Origin of the sequence: Desulfovibrio sp. SGI.102, from assembly GCF_050314315.1 — a bacterium.
GTDB lineage: Bacteria > Desulfobacterota > Desulfovibrionia > Desulfovibrionales > Desulfovibrionaceae > Desulfovibrio.
This window is the reverse complement of record NZ_JBNPNC010000053.1, coordinates 1-16,687: the sequence shown is the minus strand read 5'-3', so window position 1 is coordinate 16,687 and position 16,687 is coordinate 1. Positions and strand designations below refer to the sequence as shown.

General features: G+C 64.8%; 19 protein-coding genes. 5 read left to right on the top strand and 14 right to left on the bottom strand.

The features are described from left to right. Positions 1-18 precede the first annotated feature (18 nt). The 9 genes from hemL to alr all read right to left on the bottom strand — a co-directional run bounded on the left by hemL (position 19) and on the right by alr (position 7,797). Entirely contained in the window at positions 19-1,290 is a 1,272-nt protein-coding gene (gene hemL, locus ACQRCJ_RS10390) for a glutamate-1-semialdehyde 2,1-aminomutase (protein WP_168936162.1), read from the bottom strand. Between the two features lie 13 nt (positions 1,291-1,303). After that, the gene (gene ahbB, locus ACQRCJ_RS10385; protein WP_427799756.1) at positions 1,304-1,780 is read right to left on the bottom strand and encodes a siroheme decarboxylase subunit beta; all 477 of its coding nucleotides are present in this window, start codon (positions 1,778-1,780) and stop codon (positions 1,304-1,306) included. Positions 1,781-1,867: 87 nt separating this feature from the next. After that, a complete protein-coding gene (locus ACQRCJ_RS10380; RefSeq protein WP_006008959.1) occupies positions 1,868-2,422 on the bottom strand; it encodes a hypothetical protein in 555 nt (184 codons plus the stop codon). 218 nt (positions 2,423-2,640) lie between these two features. Further along, on the bottom strand, positions 2,641-2,907 hold the full coding sequence (locus ACQRCJ_RS10375; RefSeq protein WP_006008963.1) for an RNA recognition motif domain-containing protein: 267 nt from the start codon (positions 2,905-2,907) through the stop codon (positions 2,641-2,643). Positions 2,908-3,469: 562 nt separating this feature from the next. Then, complete coding sequence (dnaB, locus tag ACQRCJ_RS10370) at positions 3,470-4,936, bottom strand: replicative DNA helicase (protein ID WP_239465104.1); 1,467 nt, start codon at positions 4,934-4,936, stop codon at positions 3,470-3,472. A 426-nt stretch (positions 4,937-5,362) separates the two neighbouring features. Continuing rightward, complete coding sequence (gene rplI / locus ACQRCJ_RS10365; protein WP_006008970.1) at positions 5,363-5,872, bottom strand: 50S ribosomal protein L9; 510 nt, start codon at positions 5,870-5,872, stop codon at positions 5,363-5,365. 10 nt (positions 5,873-5,882) lie between these two features. Continuing rightward, complete coding sequence (rpsR, locus tag ACQRCJ_RS10360; RefSeq protein ID WP_006008972.1) at positions 5,883-6,146, bottom strand: 30S ribosomal protein S18; 264 nt, start codon at positions 6,144-6,146, stop codon at positions 5,883-5,885. After that, on the bottom strand, positions 6,146-6,448 hold the full coding sequence (gene rpsF / locus ACQRCJ_RS10355) for a 30S ribosomal protein S6 (protein WP_040370053.1): 303 nt from the start codon (positions 6,446-6,448) through the stop codon (positions 6,146-6,148). The genes rpsR and rpsF overlap by 1 nt, the downstream gene beginning before the upstream one ends. Positions 6,449-6,669: 221 nt before the next feature. Further along, positions 6,670-7,797 (bottom strand): alanine racemase, encoded by a 1,128-nt coding sequence (alr, locus tag ACQRCJ_RS10350; protein ID WP_297137802.1) that lies wholly within the window; start codon positions 7,795-7,797, stop codon positions 6,670-6,672. Between the two features lie 161 nt (positions 7,798-7,958). Between alr and tgt the strand changes: the two genes are divergently transcribed. Beyond that, positions 7,959-9,095: a tRNA guanosine(34) transglycosylase Tgt gene (gene tgt, locus ACQRCJ_RS10345; protein ID WP_297137801.1), complete on the top strand. Its 1,137-nt coding sequence runs from the start codon at positions 7,959-7,961 to the stop codon at positions 9,093-9,095. A gap of 47 nt (positions 9,096-9,142) precedes the next feature. On the opposite strand, the gene ACQRCJ_RS10340 is transcribed toward tgt, so the two are convergent. Next, positions 9,143-9,523, bottom strand: coding sequence for a hypothetical protein (locus ACQRCJ_RS10340; protein WP_427799755.1), 381 nt, complete (start codon positions 9,521-9,523; stop codon positions 9,143-9,145). Positions 9,524-9,606: 83 nt separating this feature from the next. Here ACQRCJ_RS10340 and ACQRCJ_RS10335 point away from each other — a divergent pair, with 83 nt between their 5' ends. The 3 genes from ACQRCJ_RS10335 (at position 9,607) to ACQRCJ_RS10325 (ending at position 11,860) form a co-directional block, all read left to right on the top strand. Beyond that, the gene (locus ACQRCJ_RS10335) at positions 9,607-9,861 is read left to right on the top strand and encodes a hypothetical protein (protein ID WP_427799754.1); all 255 of its coding nucleotides are present in this window, start codon (positions 9,607-9,609) and stop codon (positions 9,859-9,861) included. 335 nt (positions 9,862-10,196) lie between these two features. Then, positions 10,197-11,126, top strand: a complete 930-nt coding sequence (gene era / locus ACQRCJ_RS10330) for a GTPase Era (protein WP_006008984.1) — start codon at positions 10,197-10,199, stop codon at positions 11,124-11,126. Positions 11,127-11,134: 8 nt separating this feature from the next. Beyond that, on the top strand, positions 11,135-11,860 hold the full coding sequence (locus ACQRCJ_RS10325; RefSeq protein ID WP_168936156.1) for a YggS family pyridoxal phosphate-dependent enzyme: 726 nt from the start codon (positions 11,135-11,137) through the stop codon (positions 11,858-11,860). A gap of 218 nt (positions 11,861-12,078) precedes the next feature. Here the strand turns inward: ACQRCJ_RS10325 and ACQRCJ_RS10320 are convergent, their stop codons facing one another. The 3 genes from ACQRCJ_RS10320 to ACQRCJ_RS10310 form a co-directional block, all read right to left on the bottom strand. Then, positions 12,079-12,783: a hypothetical protein gene (locus ACQRCJ_RS10320; protein WP_427799753.1), complete on the bottom strand. Its 705-nt coding sequence runs from the start codon at positions 12,781-12,783 to the stop codon at positions 12,079-12,081. Positions 12,784-12,856: 73 nt separating this feature from the next. After that, a complete protein-coding gene (locus ACQRCJ_RS10315; RefSeq protein WP_427799752.1) occupies positions 12,857-13,309 on the bottom strand; it encodes a DUF134 domain-containing protein in 453 nt (150 codons plus the stop codon). Positions 13,310-13,527: 218 nt separating this feature from the next. Beyond that, a complete protein-coding gene (locus tag ACQRCJ_RS10310) occupies positions 13,528-14,313 on the bottom strand; it encodes a TrmH family RNA methyltransferase (RefSeq protein ID WP_168936153.1) in 786 nt (261 codons plus the stop codon). A gap of 113 nt (positions 14,314-14,426) precedes the next feature. Between ACQRCJ_RS10310 and ACQRCJ_RS10305 the strand changes: the two genes are divergently transcribed. Next, positions 14,427-16,070 carry a LysM peptidoglycan-binding domain-containing protein gene (locus ACQRCJ_RS10305; RefSeq protein WP_303933502.1) on the top strand — a complete coding sequence of 548 codons (1,644 nt, stop codon included), beginning with the start codon at positions 14,427-14,429 and terminating at the stop codon, positions 16,068-16,070. Between the two features lie 354 nt (positions 16,071-16,424). Here ACQRCJ_RS10305 and ACQRCJ_RS10300 read toward each other — a convergent pair. Beyond that, positions 16,425-16,687 (bottom strand): hypothetical protein (locus ACQRCJ_RS10300; RefSeq protein WP_427799751.1); only part of this gene is annotated, 263 nt, incomplete at its 5' end.

Here is a 16,687-nt window from a genome sequence, read left to right as displayed (position 1 = left end):
TCAAACTTCAATGGCAGCCTAGAAGCTGACCTTGCGGGCGGCGTCCAGGGCCTTGTTGAAGTCGTCGTCGGTGTGGGCGAAGGAGACCATGCCGGTCTCGAAGCCCGAGGGCGCCAGGAAGATGCCCTGCTGGCGCATCTGTTTGTAGAAGGTGGTGAACAGCTGCTGGTCGCACTGTTTGGCGGTGGCGAAGTCCACCACTTCCTGCTCGCTGAAGTAGGGGCAGAACATGGAGGCGATGGTGGGCATCTGGATGGGCACGCCCTTGGCGCTGAGGATGGCGCGCAGTTCGCCGGCAAAGGCGGACACGCGGCGTTCGAGGGCATCGTAGTCCATCTGGCGCAGCTGGCGCAGGGTGGCCAGACCGGCGGCCATGGCCAGCGGGTTGCCGGAGAGCGTACCGGCCTGATAGACGGCGCCGCGCGGAGCCACGTTTTCCATGTACTGGCGCTTGCCGCCGAAGGCGCCCACGGGCAGGCCGCCGCCGATGATCTTGCCGAAGGTGGTCAGGTCGGGATCGATGCCGAAGCGGGCCTGGGCGCCGCCGAAGGAGGCGCGGAAGCCGGTGATGACTTCGTCGAAGATGAGCAGGGCGCCGTACTGGCGGGTGATCTCGCGCAGGCCTTCGAGGAAGCCGGGCTTGGGCAGGACGAGGCCCATGTTGGCGGCCACGGGTTCGACGATGATGGCGGCGATGCCTTCGCCATGCTGGCGGAAGATCTCGCGCACGGCCTCAAGGTCGTTGTAGGGGGCCAGCAGGGTGTCGGCCACCACGGCGGCGGGCACACCGGGGGTGCCAGGGATGGAGAAGGTGGCAAGGCCGGAACCGGCGGCGGCCAGGAAGGGGTCGGCATGGCCGTGGTAGCAGCCCACGAACTTGAGCACCTTGTCGCGGCCGGTGACGCCGCGGGCCAGGCGCAGGGCGCTCATGGTGGCTTCGGTGCCGGAGTTGACCATGCGCACCATTTCCAGGCTGGGCATGTCGGCCACCACTTCTTCGGCCAGGGTGACTTCGTCGGGGCAGGGAGCGCCGTAGCTGGTGCCGCGACCGGCGGCCTCACGCACGGCGGCGGTGACGGCGGGGTGATCATGGCCCAGGATCATGGGGCCCCAGGAGAGGATGAAGTCGATGTACTCGCGGCCGTCCACGTCGATGATGTGGCTGCCGTGGGCTTCGGCGATGAAGAGGGGCAGGCTGTCCACGTTGTGGCAGGCGCGCACGGGGCTGTTGACCCCGCCGGGGATGAGCTGGCAGGCTTTGTCAAAAAGCGCGCGGGATTTGTCGTCCATTGGCGTCAGGCTCCTAAAAATAGGTCATGGAGATTTTTTTGAGCTCTTTCAAGCTCTTGAGGATGGCGTACTCACGCAGGGGCGTGGTGGCGATCAGTTCCTGCGCCACGTCGAGGCATTCCTGTTCGCTGCGGCCGTGCACCATGGTGTACAGCTCGTAGGGCCAGTCGGGAGCGGCGCTGGGACGGTAGTAGACATGGGAGATGTGGCTGTGGCGGGCGGCGATGGTACCGCATTCTTCCACCAGCTCGGGGGCCACTTTCCAGCCTACCATGGCATTGTGGTTCCAGCCGGTCTTCTGGTGTTTGATGCTGGCCCCGAAGCGGCGGATGGCACCGCTTTGCTTGAGGCGGGAGAGCAGGTCGAGGACCTCCTTTTCCGTGCAGCCCACGGTGCGGGCGATGTCGGCATACGGGGTCAGGGAGTCGGGCAGGTCGGCCTGCACGATACGCAGGATGGCACGTTCTGTTTCGGTGAATTGCTGGGCCATGGATTCCTCACAGGACGCAAAACGCCGCGCCTGTGAAAGCGCGGCGGATGCGCCCGAAAAGGCCCGGCAGCCTGGGCTGCTCGCGGCTTAACGGTTGAAGGAGCGGGCGAAGAGGTCCTGGATGGCGTCGCGGCCGTTGTCTTCCAGGAAGCGGGTGCCCGTAGCGGCAAAGTGGGCATGCTCGATGACGGGCTTTTCCACCGGGGTCCAGACTTCTTTGTCCCAGGTGAACCAGCCGTTCTTGGGCTGGTCGAACACCAGCAGGGGCTTGTTGCAGATCTTGGCGAATTCGGCGCCCCAGCCGGTACCGCCCTTGACGGTGTTGTCGGGCTGGATGGCACCGATGACGATGACCTGGTTGCCGCTGCTGACCTGCCAGCAGATGGACTGCAGCACTTTGCGGAAGATGGGGGCACGGGTATACTCGCGGTTCATGAGCTTGGAGACGTAGGTCAGGCTCACGTCCTTGAGCGCCAGCTCTTCGGAGGTAAGCACGCGCACGCCGCGCTTGCGCTCGATCTGATGACCTTCAAAGCTGTAGTTGACTTCTTCGATGCCCCAGCCTTCGGCCAGAGCGCCGAAAAACTGTTCGGTCCCGGCAGCGCCGCCGCTGTAGAGAACACACTGTTTGGGATTGAGCATGCAAGCCTCCTCATTAAGATTGCTTCGTGCGGTACTCCCGGCACGTCTTTCACATCATGGCAGAATTTGCCGCGCTCGGCAAGGCGGGGGAGCCTGTCCCGTGCCCTGCGGGAGGGGAGGATGGGCTGTTTTTTCCGGTGTCCGTCATGGTCCTTTGCCAATAAAAAAAGCCCCGGAAGCGATGCACCCGGGGCGTTTCTTATGTCCGCGGGAATTCCCTAGTAGCGGGGAGGACGCGGGGCGCGGGGTTTGGCTTCGTTGACGCGAAGGGTGCGACCACCAAAGCTGTAGTTATCCAGAGCTTCAATGGCAGCCTGAGCTTCACCGTCTTCCATTTCCACGAAGCCGAAGCCACGGGCACGGCCGGTTTCCCTGTCGCTGACCAGTTTCACCGACAGAACTTTGCCGTATTCGGCAAAAAGATCCTGTACCTGTTCTTCAGTAGCGGCCCAGGGGAGGTTCCCAACATAGATGGACTTGGACATGAAAAAACACCCTCTCGAAAGTGACAGACACACCGCATGTGATCCCCAAAACAGCTTGAAGACCTGCGGCAATTGAGAAAACAGAAACATGCTTTGCTGGGCTTGTCAACGCAGACTGACGGAAAAAGTCCGTTATTTCTTGATTTTTTCGATTTTTTGGCCCTGTTTTCGGGGGGCTTTCGGGCGGCGAACAGGCTGATTTATCAGGCAAAGAAGGGGGGGATAGGCCAGTGTTCGCGTTTTTTTTCACAAAATCATTTTTCTTTGCACAAAGGTGCCGGGATGGCTGGAAAAATGCTGGTTGAGCGCACAATCTTCTGGCCTGGAAGGGGCGGGACGGACGCACCGCTGCGAAGGAGGTCCGGCAGGGGAAAAACAGGGGGAGGATCGCTTGCGACAGGGGGCGCAGGAAGACGCCGGGAGCGATACTCCCGTGAGAGGGGCAGGGCAGGAAGTATGCGTGTCTCCCCGGGCCGCTCCGCACGGTCCGCGCCGTCGGTGACAAAAGGAGCCCCGCGGGCATCGGCAAGGATGCGGGCGGGGCTCCTCGATCCGTGACTGGTTATTGCGGCGTTTCCGAGGGGGCCCAGTCGGGGGCCAGGTCTTCGAAGGCCGTATAGGGCGACATATAGAGCAGCTCGGCCACGCCCACGGGACCGTTGCGCTGCTTGCCGATGATGATCTCGGCGATGCCCTGCACCGGCCGGTCGGCAGGCTTGGTGAACTTGTACACGTCGTCGCGGTAGACGAACATGATGACGTCGGCGTCCTGTTCGATGGCGCCCGATTCACGCAGGTCCGAGAGCATGGGACGCTTGTCGCCGCGTTCTTCCACTTTTCGGTTGAGCTGCGAAAGGGCCACCACGGGCACGTTCATCTCCTTGGCCAGGCCCTTGAGGGAGCGGGAGATGTCCGAGATCTCCAGCTCGCGCGAGTCGGTGCGGCGGCTGGTGCGCATGAGCTGGAGGTAGTCCACGATGACCAGGCCCAGGCCCTTTTCGGCCTTGAGGCGGCGGGCACGGGCGCGCAGCTCCAGGGTGGTCAGGGCCGGGGTGTCGTCGATGTAGATGGGCGCGCGCGAGATGACGTCGGCCGCGGCGTAGAGGTTGCTCCAGTCGGCGTCGGTGAGCAGGGCCGGACGGCGCAGCTTGGACATGTCCACCTTGCCCCACACGGCCAGCATGCGCTGCATGAGCTGTTCCTTGCTCATTTCCAGCGAGAACACGGCCACGGGCACGCCCTGGCGGATGGCGGCATTGAGGCCCATGCAGAGCGAGAAGGCCGTCTTGCCCATACTGGGACGGGCGGCCACGATGATGAGGTCCGAGGGCTGGAGACCGGCGGTGAGCTTGTCCAGGCGCGTGTAGCCGGTGGTGACGCCGGTGATGACGTCGCGGGAGTCGGCCAGCTTGGACAGGTTCTCGAACACGCTGTCCACCAGTTCGCGGGCGCCGGTGAAGTCGCGGCCCGTGGTGCGCTGCGAGATGGCGAACACGGCCTGTTCGGACTCGTCCAGCAGGCTGCCCACCTCGCGCGAGGCATCGTAGCAGTTGCTGATGATGGACGAGCAGGCATTGATGAGGCCGCGTTGCAGGGATTTGTCGCGCACGATGGTGGCGTAATATTCGGCATTGGCGCCGGAGACCACGGCCTGGGCCAGGTCGGCCAGATAGACGGCCCCGCCGGCCTCTTCGAGGGCGTTGTTGCTCTTGAGCTGCTCGGCGGTGGAGATGAGGTCGATGGGCGCGCTTTTGCGGTACAGGTCCAGGAAGGCCCGGAAGATGGTGGCATGGGCCGGCAGATAGAAGTCCGTGTCCGCGATGAGGTCCACGATGACGTGCATGAGCTGGGGCCGCATGAGGATGCCGCCCAGCACGGCCTGTTCGGCTTCGGGGCTGTGGGGCGGCACGCGCCGCAGCAGGTCGTTCTCCGCGGTGCGGGCGCGGTCGTTGCCCTCGCTGGTGCGGGGCGCGCCGGACTGGCGGGGGGACGGGGAAGAGGCGGAGCCGAAAGGTTCGTTGCTGGCCATGATGATCTCGCGGGTTCGGGATGAGTGATGTCGCCTGAAAGGCATACGGGTTGCGCTGGTGCCTGTCAATGCGGTGCTCGTGTCCGGGAAGGGCCGGGCTCCGCGCCTGTCCGCTCCGGCGTGCGGCGGACGTGCCTGCATCCGCTGCGTAGCCGGACAGGGCCTTGCGGGCGACGGGCGCGCAGGGATGCCGGGGCCGTCGCGCCCCCTCATCCGGTGGAACGGAGCGCGGGAACGGCGCCATCGGGCAAACCTGGGGGCAGGCTGCCCGCGGGCACACGGGCCTTGCCGCGGGACAGGGCGTGCATGGGCCGGAAGGTGATGCCCCATGCCGCGACGCGAGGGATGCAGACGACAGGCATGAAAAAAGCCCCGCTCGATGAGCGGGGCTTTGATCAGCATTGGGCCGGAAGGCCGACGCCTGCCTTATTCGGCTTCGGCGGCGGGAGCTTCAGCTTCGGCTTCGGGCTGGGCTTCTTCTTCCACCACGGGATGGTCGGAAACGACCTTCACCGGCACGGTGGCCACGATGCTGGCGTGCAGGCGCACGCGCACGGGATGATCACCCAGGGTACGGATGGGGGCGTCCATGAGGATGCGACGACGGTCCACATCCACGCCCAGAGCGGCCAAGGCATCGCCGATGATGCTGCTGGTCACGGAGCCGTACAGCTTGTCGTTGTCGCCCACGTGCATGGGGATGACGACTTCCAGAGCTTCCAGCTTGGCGCACAGGGCCTGGGCGTCAGCGCGCAGGGCATCCATGCGTTCCTGGAGCTTCTTGCGTTCCAGTTCAAAGGCCTTCATGTTGGCTTCGGAAGCCACCATGGCCAGGCCCTGGGGCAGCAGGAAGTTACGGCCGTAGCCGGGCTTCACGGTGACGACGTCGCCAAGGTTGCCGAGATTTTCCACGTCGGCGCGGAGTATCAGTTTCATGTGCGCCTCCTTAGATCATGCTCTTTTTCTTGACGGTGGAATCATGCGTGGCGGTGTAGATGAGCAGGGCCATCTGGCGGGCACGCTTGATTTCGCGGGTCAGCAGACGCTGATGGTGCGCGCAGGTACCGGTGATGCGGCGGGCGATGATCTTGCCGCGTTCGGTGATGAAGTCGCGCAGGATGTCAGGGCGCTTGTAGTTCAGGGGCAGATCCTTGTCCGCGCAGAAGCGGCAGAACTTGCGACGGGGGGCAAACTTCTTCTTGAAAGCCATTACGCGACCTCCACTTCTTCAGCCAGTTTGACGGTCACGAACTTGAAGATGCCGTCGGTGATGCGCACGTTGCGTTCCAGTTCGGCCACCAGTTCGGCGGGAGCCTGGTACACGAGGCGCACATAGTAGCCGCGCATCTGCTTGCGCACGGGGTAGGCCAGATCGCGCATGCCCCAGTGATCCACTTCTTCCATCACGCCGTTTTCGCGTTCCACCACGCCGGTCAGGGCGGTCAGGATGCCCTCACGGGTCTCAGCGGACAGCTCCGGCGAAAGGAGGAGCAGGGTCTCAAATTTCCGCATGGTTATCTCCTTTTGGACTGACAGCCCGTACCCCTCTGGTACGAGCAAGGGAAGACGCTCTATAGCCGCAAGCGGCGCGTCTGTCAAGTTTTTGGCCGCAAAAGCGGCGGAAAAATCTTTTTTTGAGCGGCTGCGGGGCCGTTGCGCCGTCCCTCACGGGCAGGGGCAGGCTTGCCCGCATATCCGGGACGGATGCCGTATGCCGGGCGCTGCGCCACGGCTTATTTGTGGTACACGCGCGGGCTGCCCTGGCCCAGCAGGCAAAGCAGCTCGTACGAGAATCCGCCGCAGGCTTCGGCCAGCTCGTCGATGTTGACGGGCGTCTCGCCCGGTGCGGCAGGGCCGCCCAGCAGCCAGGCCAGGTCACCGGCGCGGGCCGACAGACCCGTGACGTCGATCATGAACATGCCCATGCAGATGCGGCCCACCTGGGGCGCACGGCGGCCGTTGACCAGCACATGGATGCGGCCGGAGGCGCCGCGGGGATAGCCCGTGGCATAGCCCGCGCCCACCACGGCCACGCTCATCTCGCGCGGTGCGATGAAGGTCTGGCCGTAGGAGATGCCTTCGCCGGGCTTGAGGTGGCGCACCTGCAGCAAGGGGGCGCTCACTTCCATGACGGGTTCCAGACCCGCGCCGCGTTCCTCCCAGGCCGTGCCCCGGAAGGGATTGCCGCCGTAGAGCGAGAAGCCCGGGCGGCAGAGCTCGAAGCGGCTCTCGGGCCAGCCCATGGTCCCGGCCGAGTTGGCCAGGGAGCGCTTGAGGGCCGGGTAGGCCACCCGCAGGCTGTCGGTCATGGCCGTGAACTTTTCCAGCTGGCGGCGGGTGAAATTTTCCTTTTCCGGCATGTCGGCACAGGGGAAGTGCGAGACGGCCAGGGTGGGCTTGAGGCCGGGGCAGGCGCGCAGGCGTTCCAGCAGGGCCGGGATGTCTTCCGCGCTGAAGCCCAGGCGGCTCATGCCCGTATCCAGCTTGATGGCCACGCCCCAGGGATCGGCGGGGCTGCTCAGGGCGGCGGCCTTTTCCAGGGCCTCGAAACCGGTGATGAGGGGCGTCAGGCCGCAGGCGCTGGCCTGCTGCCAGTCTTCGTCGTTCTGGCAGCCCAGCAGGGGCAGGATGGTCTGGGCCAGGCCGTCCTGGCGCAGGCAGATGCCCTCTGCCACGGTGCCCACGGCAAAATGGCGGGCGCCGGCGGCGTCCAGGGCGTGGGCCACTTCGGTCATGCCGTGACCGTAGGCATCGGATTTGATGACAGGCATGAGTCTGTCGGGCCGGCCCATGCGGCTGAAGTTGCGGACAAGGGCTCCCAGGCGGATATGACAGCGGGAAGGGGTAAAAGTGCAGCTCATGACGGCTCCTCGGATGAAAAACAGGGAGGCAGCATAGCAACATTGCCCGGCAGGCACAAGGAAAGTCTGCCGTGATTCCGGCAACGGCCGGGTTTCACAGGCAAAAAATCCCGGCCCCGGACGGCTTGTCTTTCCGCGCCCATCCGGCTAGTCTGCCCGCCATGACACAATCCGTCTATACACTCGAACACAGCGACAATGCGGCCCGCGCCGGTCAGGTGCGCACGGCACACGGCGTCATCCCCACCCCCATCTTCATGCCCGTGGGCACCGTGGGCTCGGTCAAGGCCATCGCGCCGGACGACCTGGCCGCCATCGGCGCGCCCATCATCCTGGGCAATACCTACCACCTTTACCTGCGTCCCGGTGACGAGCTGGTGGCCCGGCACGGCGGCCTGCACGGCTTTGCCTCCTGGCCCGGCGCCATCCTCACCGACAGCGGCGGCTTCCAGGTCTTCAGCCTGAGTTCCCTGCGCAAGATCCGGGAGGAAGGCGTGGAGTTCCGTTCCCATCTGGACGGCTCCAGGCATCTGTTCACGCCCGAGAGCGTGGTGGGCATCCAGCGCAACCTCAATTCCGACATCATGATGGTGCTGGACGAGTGCGTGCCCTACGGCGCGGACTATGCCTATACGGAAAAGTCCCTGGCCCTGACCACGCGCTGGGCCCTGCGCGCCCGCGCGGCCTATCCGCAGGGCAGCGGCCAGAACCTGCTGTTCGCCATCACCCAGGGCGGTTTCTTCAAGGATCTGCGCAAGCGCTCCATCGAGGAGCTGTGCTGCCACGATTTCGACGGCTTCGCCATCGGCGGCCTTTCGGTGGGCGAGAGCAAGCACATGCTCTACGATTTCATGTACGAAATTGCGCCCCAGCTGCCCAAGGACAAGCCCCGCTACCTCATGGGTGTGGGCACGCCCCTGGACATCGCCCACGGCATCAATGCCGGTATCGACATGTTCGACTGCGTGCTGCCCACCCGCAATGCGCGCAACGGCACGCTCTATACCTCGCTGGGCAAGGTCAACATCAAGCGCAAGGAATACGCCGAGGACGACAGCCCCCTGGATCCGGCCTGCAACTGCTACACCTGCCGGACGTTCTCCCGTGCCTATCTGCGGCATCTGTACGTCAGCAAGGAGCTGCTGGCCTTCCGCCTCAACTCCCTGCACAACCTGACCTACTTCCTCAATGTGGTCAGGCAGGCACGCCAGGCCATCCTGGAGGACCGCTATGCGTCCTTCCTGGCCCATATGGAAAGCCTCTATCCCGATGAGGCGGCCCAGGGCCGGGGCCTTTGATAACAGTCCGCCAGTACAGGGGAATATAGTAAAATTGATTTTTAATATCACTTTTGGGTAGGATGACGGTACTCTTCGCATTCGAACACAAGTGAGGGATCGTGTCCTTTCCTACTCACTCCACCCCCTGTTTTACCTGGCATCTGCCGACGGACAGCCTCGTCTTTTGTGCGCCGGCCCTGCTCCTGCTGGGCCTGACGCCGGAGACGGCGCCGCGGACCATGGCGGATTTTCTGGACCGGCTGCCGGAACCGCAGCGCCGCTTTTTGCAGCGCCAGCGCCAGATGGCCCTGGCGGGGCAGGGGCCCGGCTGCCTGAGCTGTGCCTATACCTACAACGGGCGGCATGTTCGCGAAGACCTGAGCATCATCCAGTGCGATGCCGACGGCAGGCCGCAGACGATCCTCGGCACGTTCGACGTGCGTCATGAGGCCTCCCTGCCGGCAGGGGAAGACGGTGGCTACTGGACCTATGTCCGCAAGGAAGGAGGCCTGCTGCTCCCGGCAGTGTGGTGCGCGAGCGGCTGTCCACCATCCGCAAGGCCCTGGAGGCGTGGAATGCCGCCGGCGGCCTGCCGCTGGAGCTCTCCTTCGGGCTGGCAGGCTCCGATGACGGTTCCGTGGCGCCCGAGGTGCTGCTGCGTCAGGCCGATGCCCGCATGATGGAGGAGAAGAACCGGGTATGGGCCGCCTCCCATGCCCGCATCCGGGCCTGGCTGGAAGCCCGCACGGGCCGGAAGGTCCCTGTGGACGATCCCCGGCTCTAGCTCCTGCCGCAGCGCGCGGGGCCGGGATGTCCGGCCGTGCCTGTGCGGCGTGCGGCCTCTCCCTTGCGGCGGGGCTGTCTTTTCCTGTGCCGGTTCCCTGTCCGTCCTTTCCCTTGTGGCATGACGGGTCGCCGGGCCGTCTCCCTGCCCGGTCCCGGTGGCATCGCTCCCTTTTGCCGCTCCTTGCAGCTGCCCCGTCATGTGCTGTCCCGCCCTGCGGCGGGCTGCCCTCCTGATGGCCGGGCGGGCCTTCGCCGCGCTTGACCAGGCGCGCCGGATATGGGAGACAGGGCTCAGACACTCATTTTTTCATTACATATATACGAGGAAAAACAATGAACGGTCAGAATTACCGTTGCGGCTGGGTGGCGCTCATGGGCCCGCCCAATGCCGGCAAATCGACGCTGCTGAACGGGCTCATGGGCCAGAAGGTGACCATCGTCACGCCCAAGCCCCAGACCACCCGCAACCAGATCGTGGGCATCCTGACGGACGACGATGCCCAGGCCATCTTCATGGATACGCCCGGCCTGTCGCAGGTGCGCGGCCGTCTGAGCAAGACCATGATCCAGGCCGTGTGGCAGAGCCTTGGCCAGGCCGACGTCATCATGCCCGTGCTGGACGCCCACCTGTACATCCGCCATCCCGAATATCTGGACCGCGACCTGGCTCCCGTGGCCGAGGCCCTGGCCAGTGACGAGCGCCCCATGGTGGTGGTGGCCAACAAGGTGGACCTGTTCGCCGACAAGAGCCGCATGCTGCCCCTGCTGACCCGTCTCAACGAGATGTGGCCCCGCGCCGAGATCTTCCCGGTGTCGGCCCTGAACAAGGACGGCCTGCCCGAACTGGCCAAGCTCATCAAGAAGCAGCTGCCCAAGGGCATCGCCCAGTTCCCCGAAGACCAGATCTCCACCGCGCCGGTGCGCTTCATGGCCGCCGAGATCGTGCGCGAAAAGCTCTTCCTGCACCTGCGTCAGGAAGTGCCCTACGGCATCGCCGTGGAAGTGGAGAACTGGGACGAAGACCCCGAACGTGAGCAGACCATCATCCACGCCGTCATCTATGTGGCCCGTCCCATGCACAAGGGCATGGTCATCGGCCGCGGCGGCTCGGTGCTGAAGCAGGTGGGCATGGAGGCCCGTCAGGACATCCGCGAGCTCATCGGCGGCAAGGTGCACCTGGAACTGTGGGTCAAGGTCCGCGAGAACTGGACGGAAGATACGGCCTTCCTGCGCGAGCTGGGCATGGGGGCCGAATCCCTGTAGAGGAATGCATGATGGATGATTCCGCCTTGCGTGAGCGCTATCTTTCCGTGCTGGATCGGCTGGGCGAAGCCATTGCCCGTGCTGGTCGCAAGCCGGAAGAGGTGCGCCTGATCGCCGTTTCCAAACTGCATCCGGCCGAGGACGTGGCCTGTGTGGCCGCCGCCGGACAGGTGGATTTTGGCGAGAACTATGTGCAGGAGGCCCTGCAGAAACGGCAGGATCTGGTGGCGCAGCCCCAGTGCCGTGACATCCGCTGGCACATGATCGGTCATGTGCAGAGCCGCAAGGCCGCCCAGGTGGCCGGGGCCTTTGCCCTGGTGCACACCCTGGATTCCGTCAAGCTGGCCGACGCCCTGGAAAAGCGCGCCGCCGCGCTGGGCGTGGTCCAGCCCGTGCTGTGCGAGATCAATGTGGGCGAGGAGCCCCAGAAAGCCGGGATCATGGCCGATGCCCTGCCCGAGCTGGAGGAGCATGTGCTGGCCCGCTGCCCCCATCTGGAGATGCAGGGGCTCATGTGCCTGCCGCCCGTCTTCGACGCGGGCGAGGCCGCCCGGCCCTACTTTGCCCGCCTTTACCGTCTGCGTGAGGACATGCGGGCGCGTACCGGTCTGCCGCTGCCCCATCTTTCCATGGGCATGTCCGGCGACTTTGCCGCCGCCGTGGCCGAAGGGGCCACCCTGGTGCGCATCGGCACGGACATCTTCGGTCCCCGTCCGCCCAAGGTCCCCGCGTAACGGATCATCACGAGGATATGAAAGGAGCCTGTCACTGACAGGCTCCTTTTTTATTTCATGGTGTTGGGCCGGAGCGGGGAGGTGGTGAGCTGCAGCCTTTTGCGGTGAAGAGGGCAGGGAGCAGGCTGTGACTTCATACGTTGTCACCTTGCCGCCATGCCGCATCATCGGGCCGTAGGGCAGGCCTGTCCGCCGGGACGGGGCAGGCCCGGACAAGATCAGGAGTGCCGGGACTCCCATTCCAGCAGGCAGGCCCCCAGGGGCAGGGCCTGCTGCAGGAACTCCTTGCGGCTCGTCTGGCCGGGGTCATAGGTCAGCAGCGCGGAGCCGGTGGCGGCGTTGAATGTGGCGTCCCGGATGCCGGTCCCCTCGCACAGCAGCGTGTGCAGGGCCCCGAACGTGCTGCTTTCCCGGAACAGGGGGTGACGCAGGCGGACACGTCCGTCGCTGAAATGGTGGATACTCCCCAGCAGTGCACGCATGGCGGCTTCCATATCCGTGTTGTCCACGGCCGTCGATGCTGCGGCGCCTGCGGGCAGGGCCTGCACGTCGATGGTCTCCGCTCCGGCCTCGTGCGGAGACGCGGCAGGCAGGAAGGTACGTACGGTCTCGCCCACGGTGGTCTGGCGTTGCAGGAGGCCGGTCAGCAGCTCATCAAGGGCCGGGGCGTCCGTTTGGCGGCAGCCCTTGCCGTCTTTGCCGCTGCGGCTCCCCTTCATGCCGCTGCCGTGCAGGGAGCCGCCTCTGCCGCATCCCATGCCTTTACCGGAGCCGCCGCCTTTACCGCTGCCCAGCCCCTGGCTGAGGGTCTGCAAAAGGCCGCTGCCGGCCAGTCCCTTGCTGAGGGTCTGCAAAAGGCCGCTGCCGGCCAGTCCCTTGCCTGCCATGCCCAGCAGGCCCATGCCGAGTTTCGTCCAGAGCATGTCTGTCGCTCCTTTGCGCCGCCCCTGAACGGCATCATGCCGCCTGCGCCGGTGTGCGTCGTCGGACCGGAAATCAGCGTGATGTCCGGCCTCTTCTGCCATGCCCGAAGCCGTGCCCGCCACGCGGACGGGCAGGAGGACACGGCTCATCTGTCTGCTCTGCTGTCCCGGGCGTCCGCGTCGCCCCATCCGGCTGCTGTCCGTGTCCGCCGTGAGGGCCCTCTCCTCCGCTGTGGTGCTGGCAACGCAGCCGTACGGGACCGCCCTCCATGACCAGGGGCAGCCCCCGGGTCAGGGCCTGGGCCACACGCCGGCGGGCTTCGGCCAGCAGGCGGTAGAACGTGGGCGGAGAGATCTCCATCTGCCGGGCGGCCTCTTCTTGCGACAGCCCTTCGGCATCAGCCAGGCGCAGTGCCTCCAGCATGTCCAGGCCCAGCGTCATGGCGGGCGCGTCGTTCCCTGTGTCAGGGGAGAAGCGTCGGCACGCGGGCTTGGCAGCGATGAGGCGCAATTTTTGCGGTCGCATGGGACATCCTTGATTTGAAATATATTTCAAAATATCGCTGTCGGCAGGGAAGTCAAGGCATACGCGGACAGAGGGGCTCTTCCGGCGGCAGCCCAAAAAACAAGGGAGCTCCCGGGGGAACTCCCTTGCCAGCCGCGCTGTCAGCGGCCTTTCCTGTTGACGCATGTTGGCGGCCAAGCTATTTTTCCCCCAGCATGCGGCGCAGGGGCTTGTTTTTGTTATCCTTGGCGGCGCATGGCGGCCAGACCCAGCAGGATGGCGCCTGCCTGGGCCACGTTGAGCGAATCGAATTTGCGCGCCAGCGGGATGCGCAGCATCCGGCCGCAGCGTTTGGCCACACCGGGGCGCAGGCCCTTGTCTTCATTGCCCAGCACCAGCACGGCGGGCAGCTGCATGGCGTGTTCGAACGCGTCGGCGGCGTCAGGGCCGCAGCCCGCGCCGTAGATGCTGAACCCCGCCTCTTCGGCTTCGTCCAGCGCATGGGCCAGGTTGGTCACCCGGGCCACGGGCAGGCGTTCCAGGGCCCCGGCAGCCGCACGATGGGCCGCAGGGCCCAGATAGGCGCTGTTGTGGCGGGGCAGGATCACGCCCGCGCCGCCCAGGGCATACAGGGTGCGGCACAGGGTGCCCACATTGCCCGGATCCTGGACCTGGTCCAGGGCCACCACCAGCGGCAGGGGCGCTTCGGCCGCGGCCTGCAGCACGTCCGCCAGATCACGGAAATCCGTGGCCGTCAGGCGCGCCACCACGCCCTGATGGTTGAGCGGCGCGGCATCGTTGCCGTTCTGCTGGGCGGCCTCGCGGCAGAGCCTGTCCAGGGCCGCCTGATCCACCAGACTGAAGCGCACGCCGCTCTGGCGGCACAGCTGCTGCACGTCCTGGGCATCCCGGGTACGCAGGCCTTTTTTGCAAAAGACGAGGTCGATGCGTTGCGGGTCGGTCCGCAAAAGTTCCAGCACGGGCTTCATGCCCGGCAGGAGCGGGGTCTCGGAAGTTTGATTCATGGCGTCTCCATGATTGGGGGCGTTGTTACTGGGAGGGACCGGGAAAAGGTCCCGATCCGTTTTTGTGTACGCAGCTTCCCGGCACATGGCAAGCCGGGGGCACGGGAGTAAGCATGTTCTTTCCTGATTGGTCCGGCAGGGGCCGCGCACGTCTGGGGGTGCTTTGTATTCTGGCCTTCTGTCTGTTGCTGGCAGGCGGCTGCGGCAGCAAACAGAAAAAAGGACAGCCCCTTTCCATGCCGTCCCTCATCATCCCCGGCGACGAGGGCGGCGAGCCTTTGACCCCCACGGAACTGGCCGCCTTCCAGAACACGGCCCGCATCGACCGCGACATCCATAAGGCCTCCATGCCGGACGTCGTCCTGCAATACAAGCATTTCCTACGCAAGGGGCGCGGGACCATGAGCGTCTTTTCCCGCAATGCCGAGCCCTATCTGGGCTATGCCCGCAAGGTCTTCCGTTCGCGCGGCATGCCTGAGGAACTGGCCTATCTGGCCCTGGTGGAGAGCGGCTACCGGCCCGATGCGGAATCCCGCGTGGGGGCGCTGGGCGCCTGGCAGTTCATGCCCTATACCGGTATGAAATACGGTCTGACCCAGGACTGGTGGCTGGACGAGCGCCTGGACCCCTACCGCGCCACCGAAGCCGCCGCCGACTATCTCCAGAAACTGTACGGGGACTTCCGCGACTGGCCCACGGCCATCGCCGCCTACAATGCCGGTGAGGGCAAGATGAGCCGGGCCAAGGAAGGGACGGGCGCCCGGAATTTCTACGAAGTGGTGGAACGCAACCACAAGCTGGACGAAAAAGCCCGCCTGCGGCCCGAGACCGTGCAGTATGTGCCGCGCTTCCTGGCCATGAGCAAGATCATGCGCAACCTGCCCCAGCTGGGCTTCACGCCCGTGGATCAGGACAAGCCCGCCCCGGTCCGTCGCCTGACGGCCCGCCCCGGTACCGACCTCATCGCCCTGAGCCGTGCCTGTGGTTTGAGCTGGGAAAGTTTCCAGGGCTACAACCTGCACCACAAGCGGACCATCTCGTCCACCGAGCGCTCCACCTTCGTCTATGTGCCGGTCCAGAACGAGGCCCAGGCCCAGGCCTTCCTGCGTTCGTCGTCGGCTTCGGCCTTTGCCAACTGGCGTCCCACCAAGGTGCAGACCTCGTCCGACTCCCTGGCCCGGATCAGCAAGCGCAGCGGCGTGCCCCTGGAACGCATCCAGGCCGCCAACCCCGAAAAGAAGAAGATCTACGCCGGGGATACCCTGCTGTTGCCGCGTGGTGTGCCCATGTCGCCTTCGGCCGTGGCCGCGGCGGACGACAAGCCCTCGCGGAAAGAACGCTCGTCCGGTCGGGACAGGCAGGAGCGCAACAGGCCCGAACCTTCGGGCGGCGTCTACGTGCTGCGGCCCAACGATACCCTCTACGGCGTGGCCCGGCAGTTCGGCGTTTCGGTCAGCGATCTGCAGGCCTGTAACAATATCGACGACCCCAGCCAGTTGCAGGTGGGCCAGCGCCTGACCATCCCCGGCAAAGGCGGCGCCGCGGCGTCGCGTCCGGCTTCTTCCGAGCGGCAGGCTTCGCCGAAGGGCAAGGCCTCCCGTGCTTCCCGCACCAAGACCTATACCATCCAGGCCGGTGACAGCTTGTGGGGCATCGCCCGCAAGAACGATGTCTCGGTGGAGGATATCAAGCGCTGGAATGATGGGGTCGATGCCCAGAATTTGCGCGTGGGCAGCACTCTGATCGTGGGGGATTAGGAGCATCAGTCATGACAGGCCGGGAAGGGGAGACCTTTCCCGGCTTTTTTTATGGCCGAAGAGGGCAGCCGGATACGGACGAACGAGAGGTCCGCTCGTCGCAGGAGGAAGGCGAGGTAGAGTGCTGTCATTGGGAGTTCGCCGCCATCTATGGGCTGGAAGAGGTAGCTGCCAGGGAGGCTTCGCCGGCAGTTTTGTGGCGTTGTATCGGAGGTGCGCGGAAAGGCAGGAAGGTGGATGCATTGCGAGGGCCCCATTCCGGCATTGCCTGTAGCGGGATTTTTTGGGGGCAGTATGTTGCTTGAAAAGAATGCAAACATTTTTATGTGTCTTTTCGGTATGTTGATTGAATAATCAGTCAGCATGGAGTAAATCCACAAAATTTTTTGTGGGAAAATGCTTGACGGTGGGGTCGAAAAGGCGCATAAAGCCGTTCGCGCCAACGAGCTGGCCACGTTCGAAAGGGCGACGGGAAAAGAAATTTTCCCGGATGGCAAAAAAGTTCTTGACGCGGGTTTGAAAATGAGACATAAGTCTCCCTCGCGCCAACGAGTTGCCCCGACGGGGCCGTGAAAAAAACTTTCGCGAAAATGAAAAAAACTTGTTGACAGCGAAAG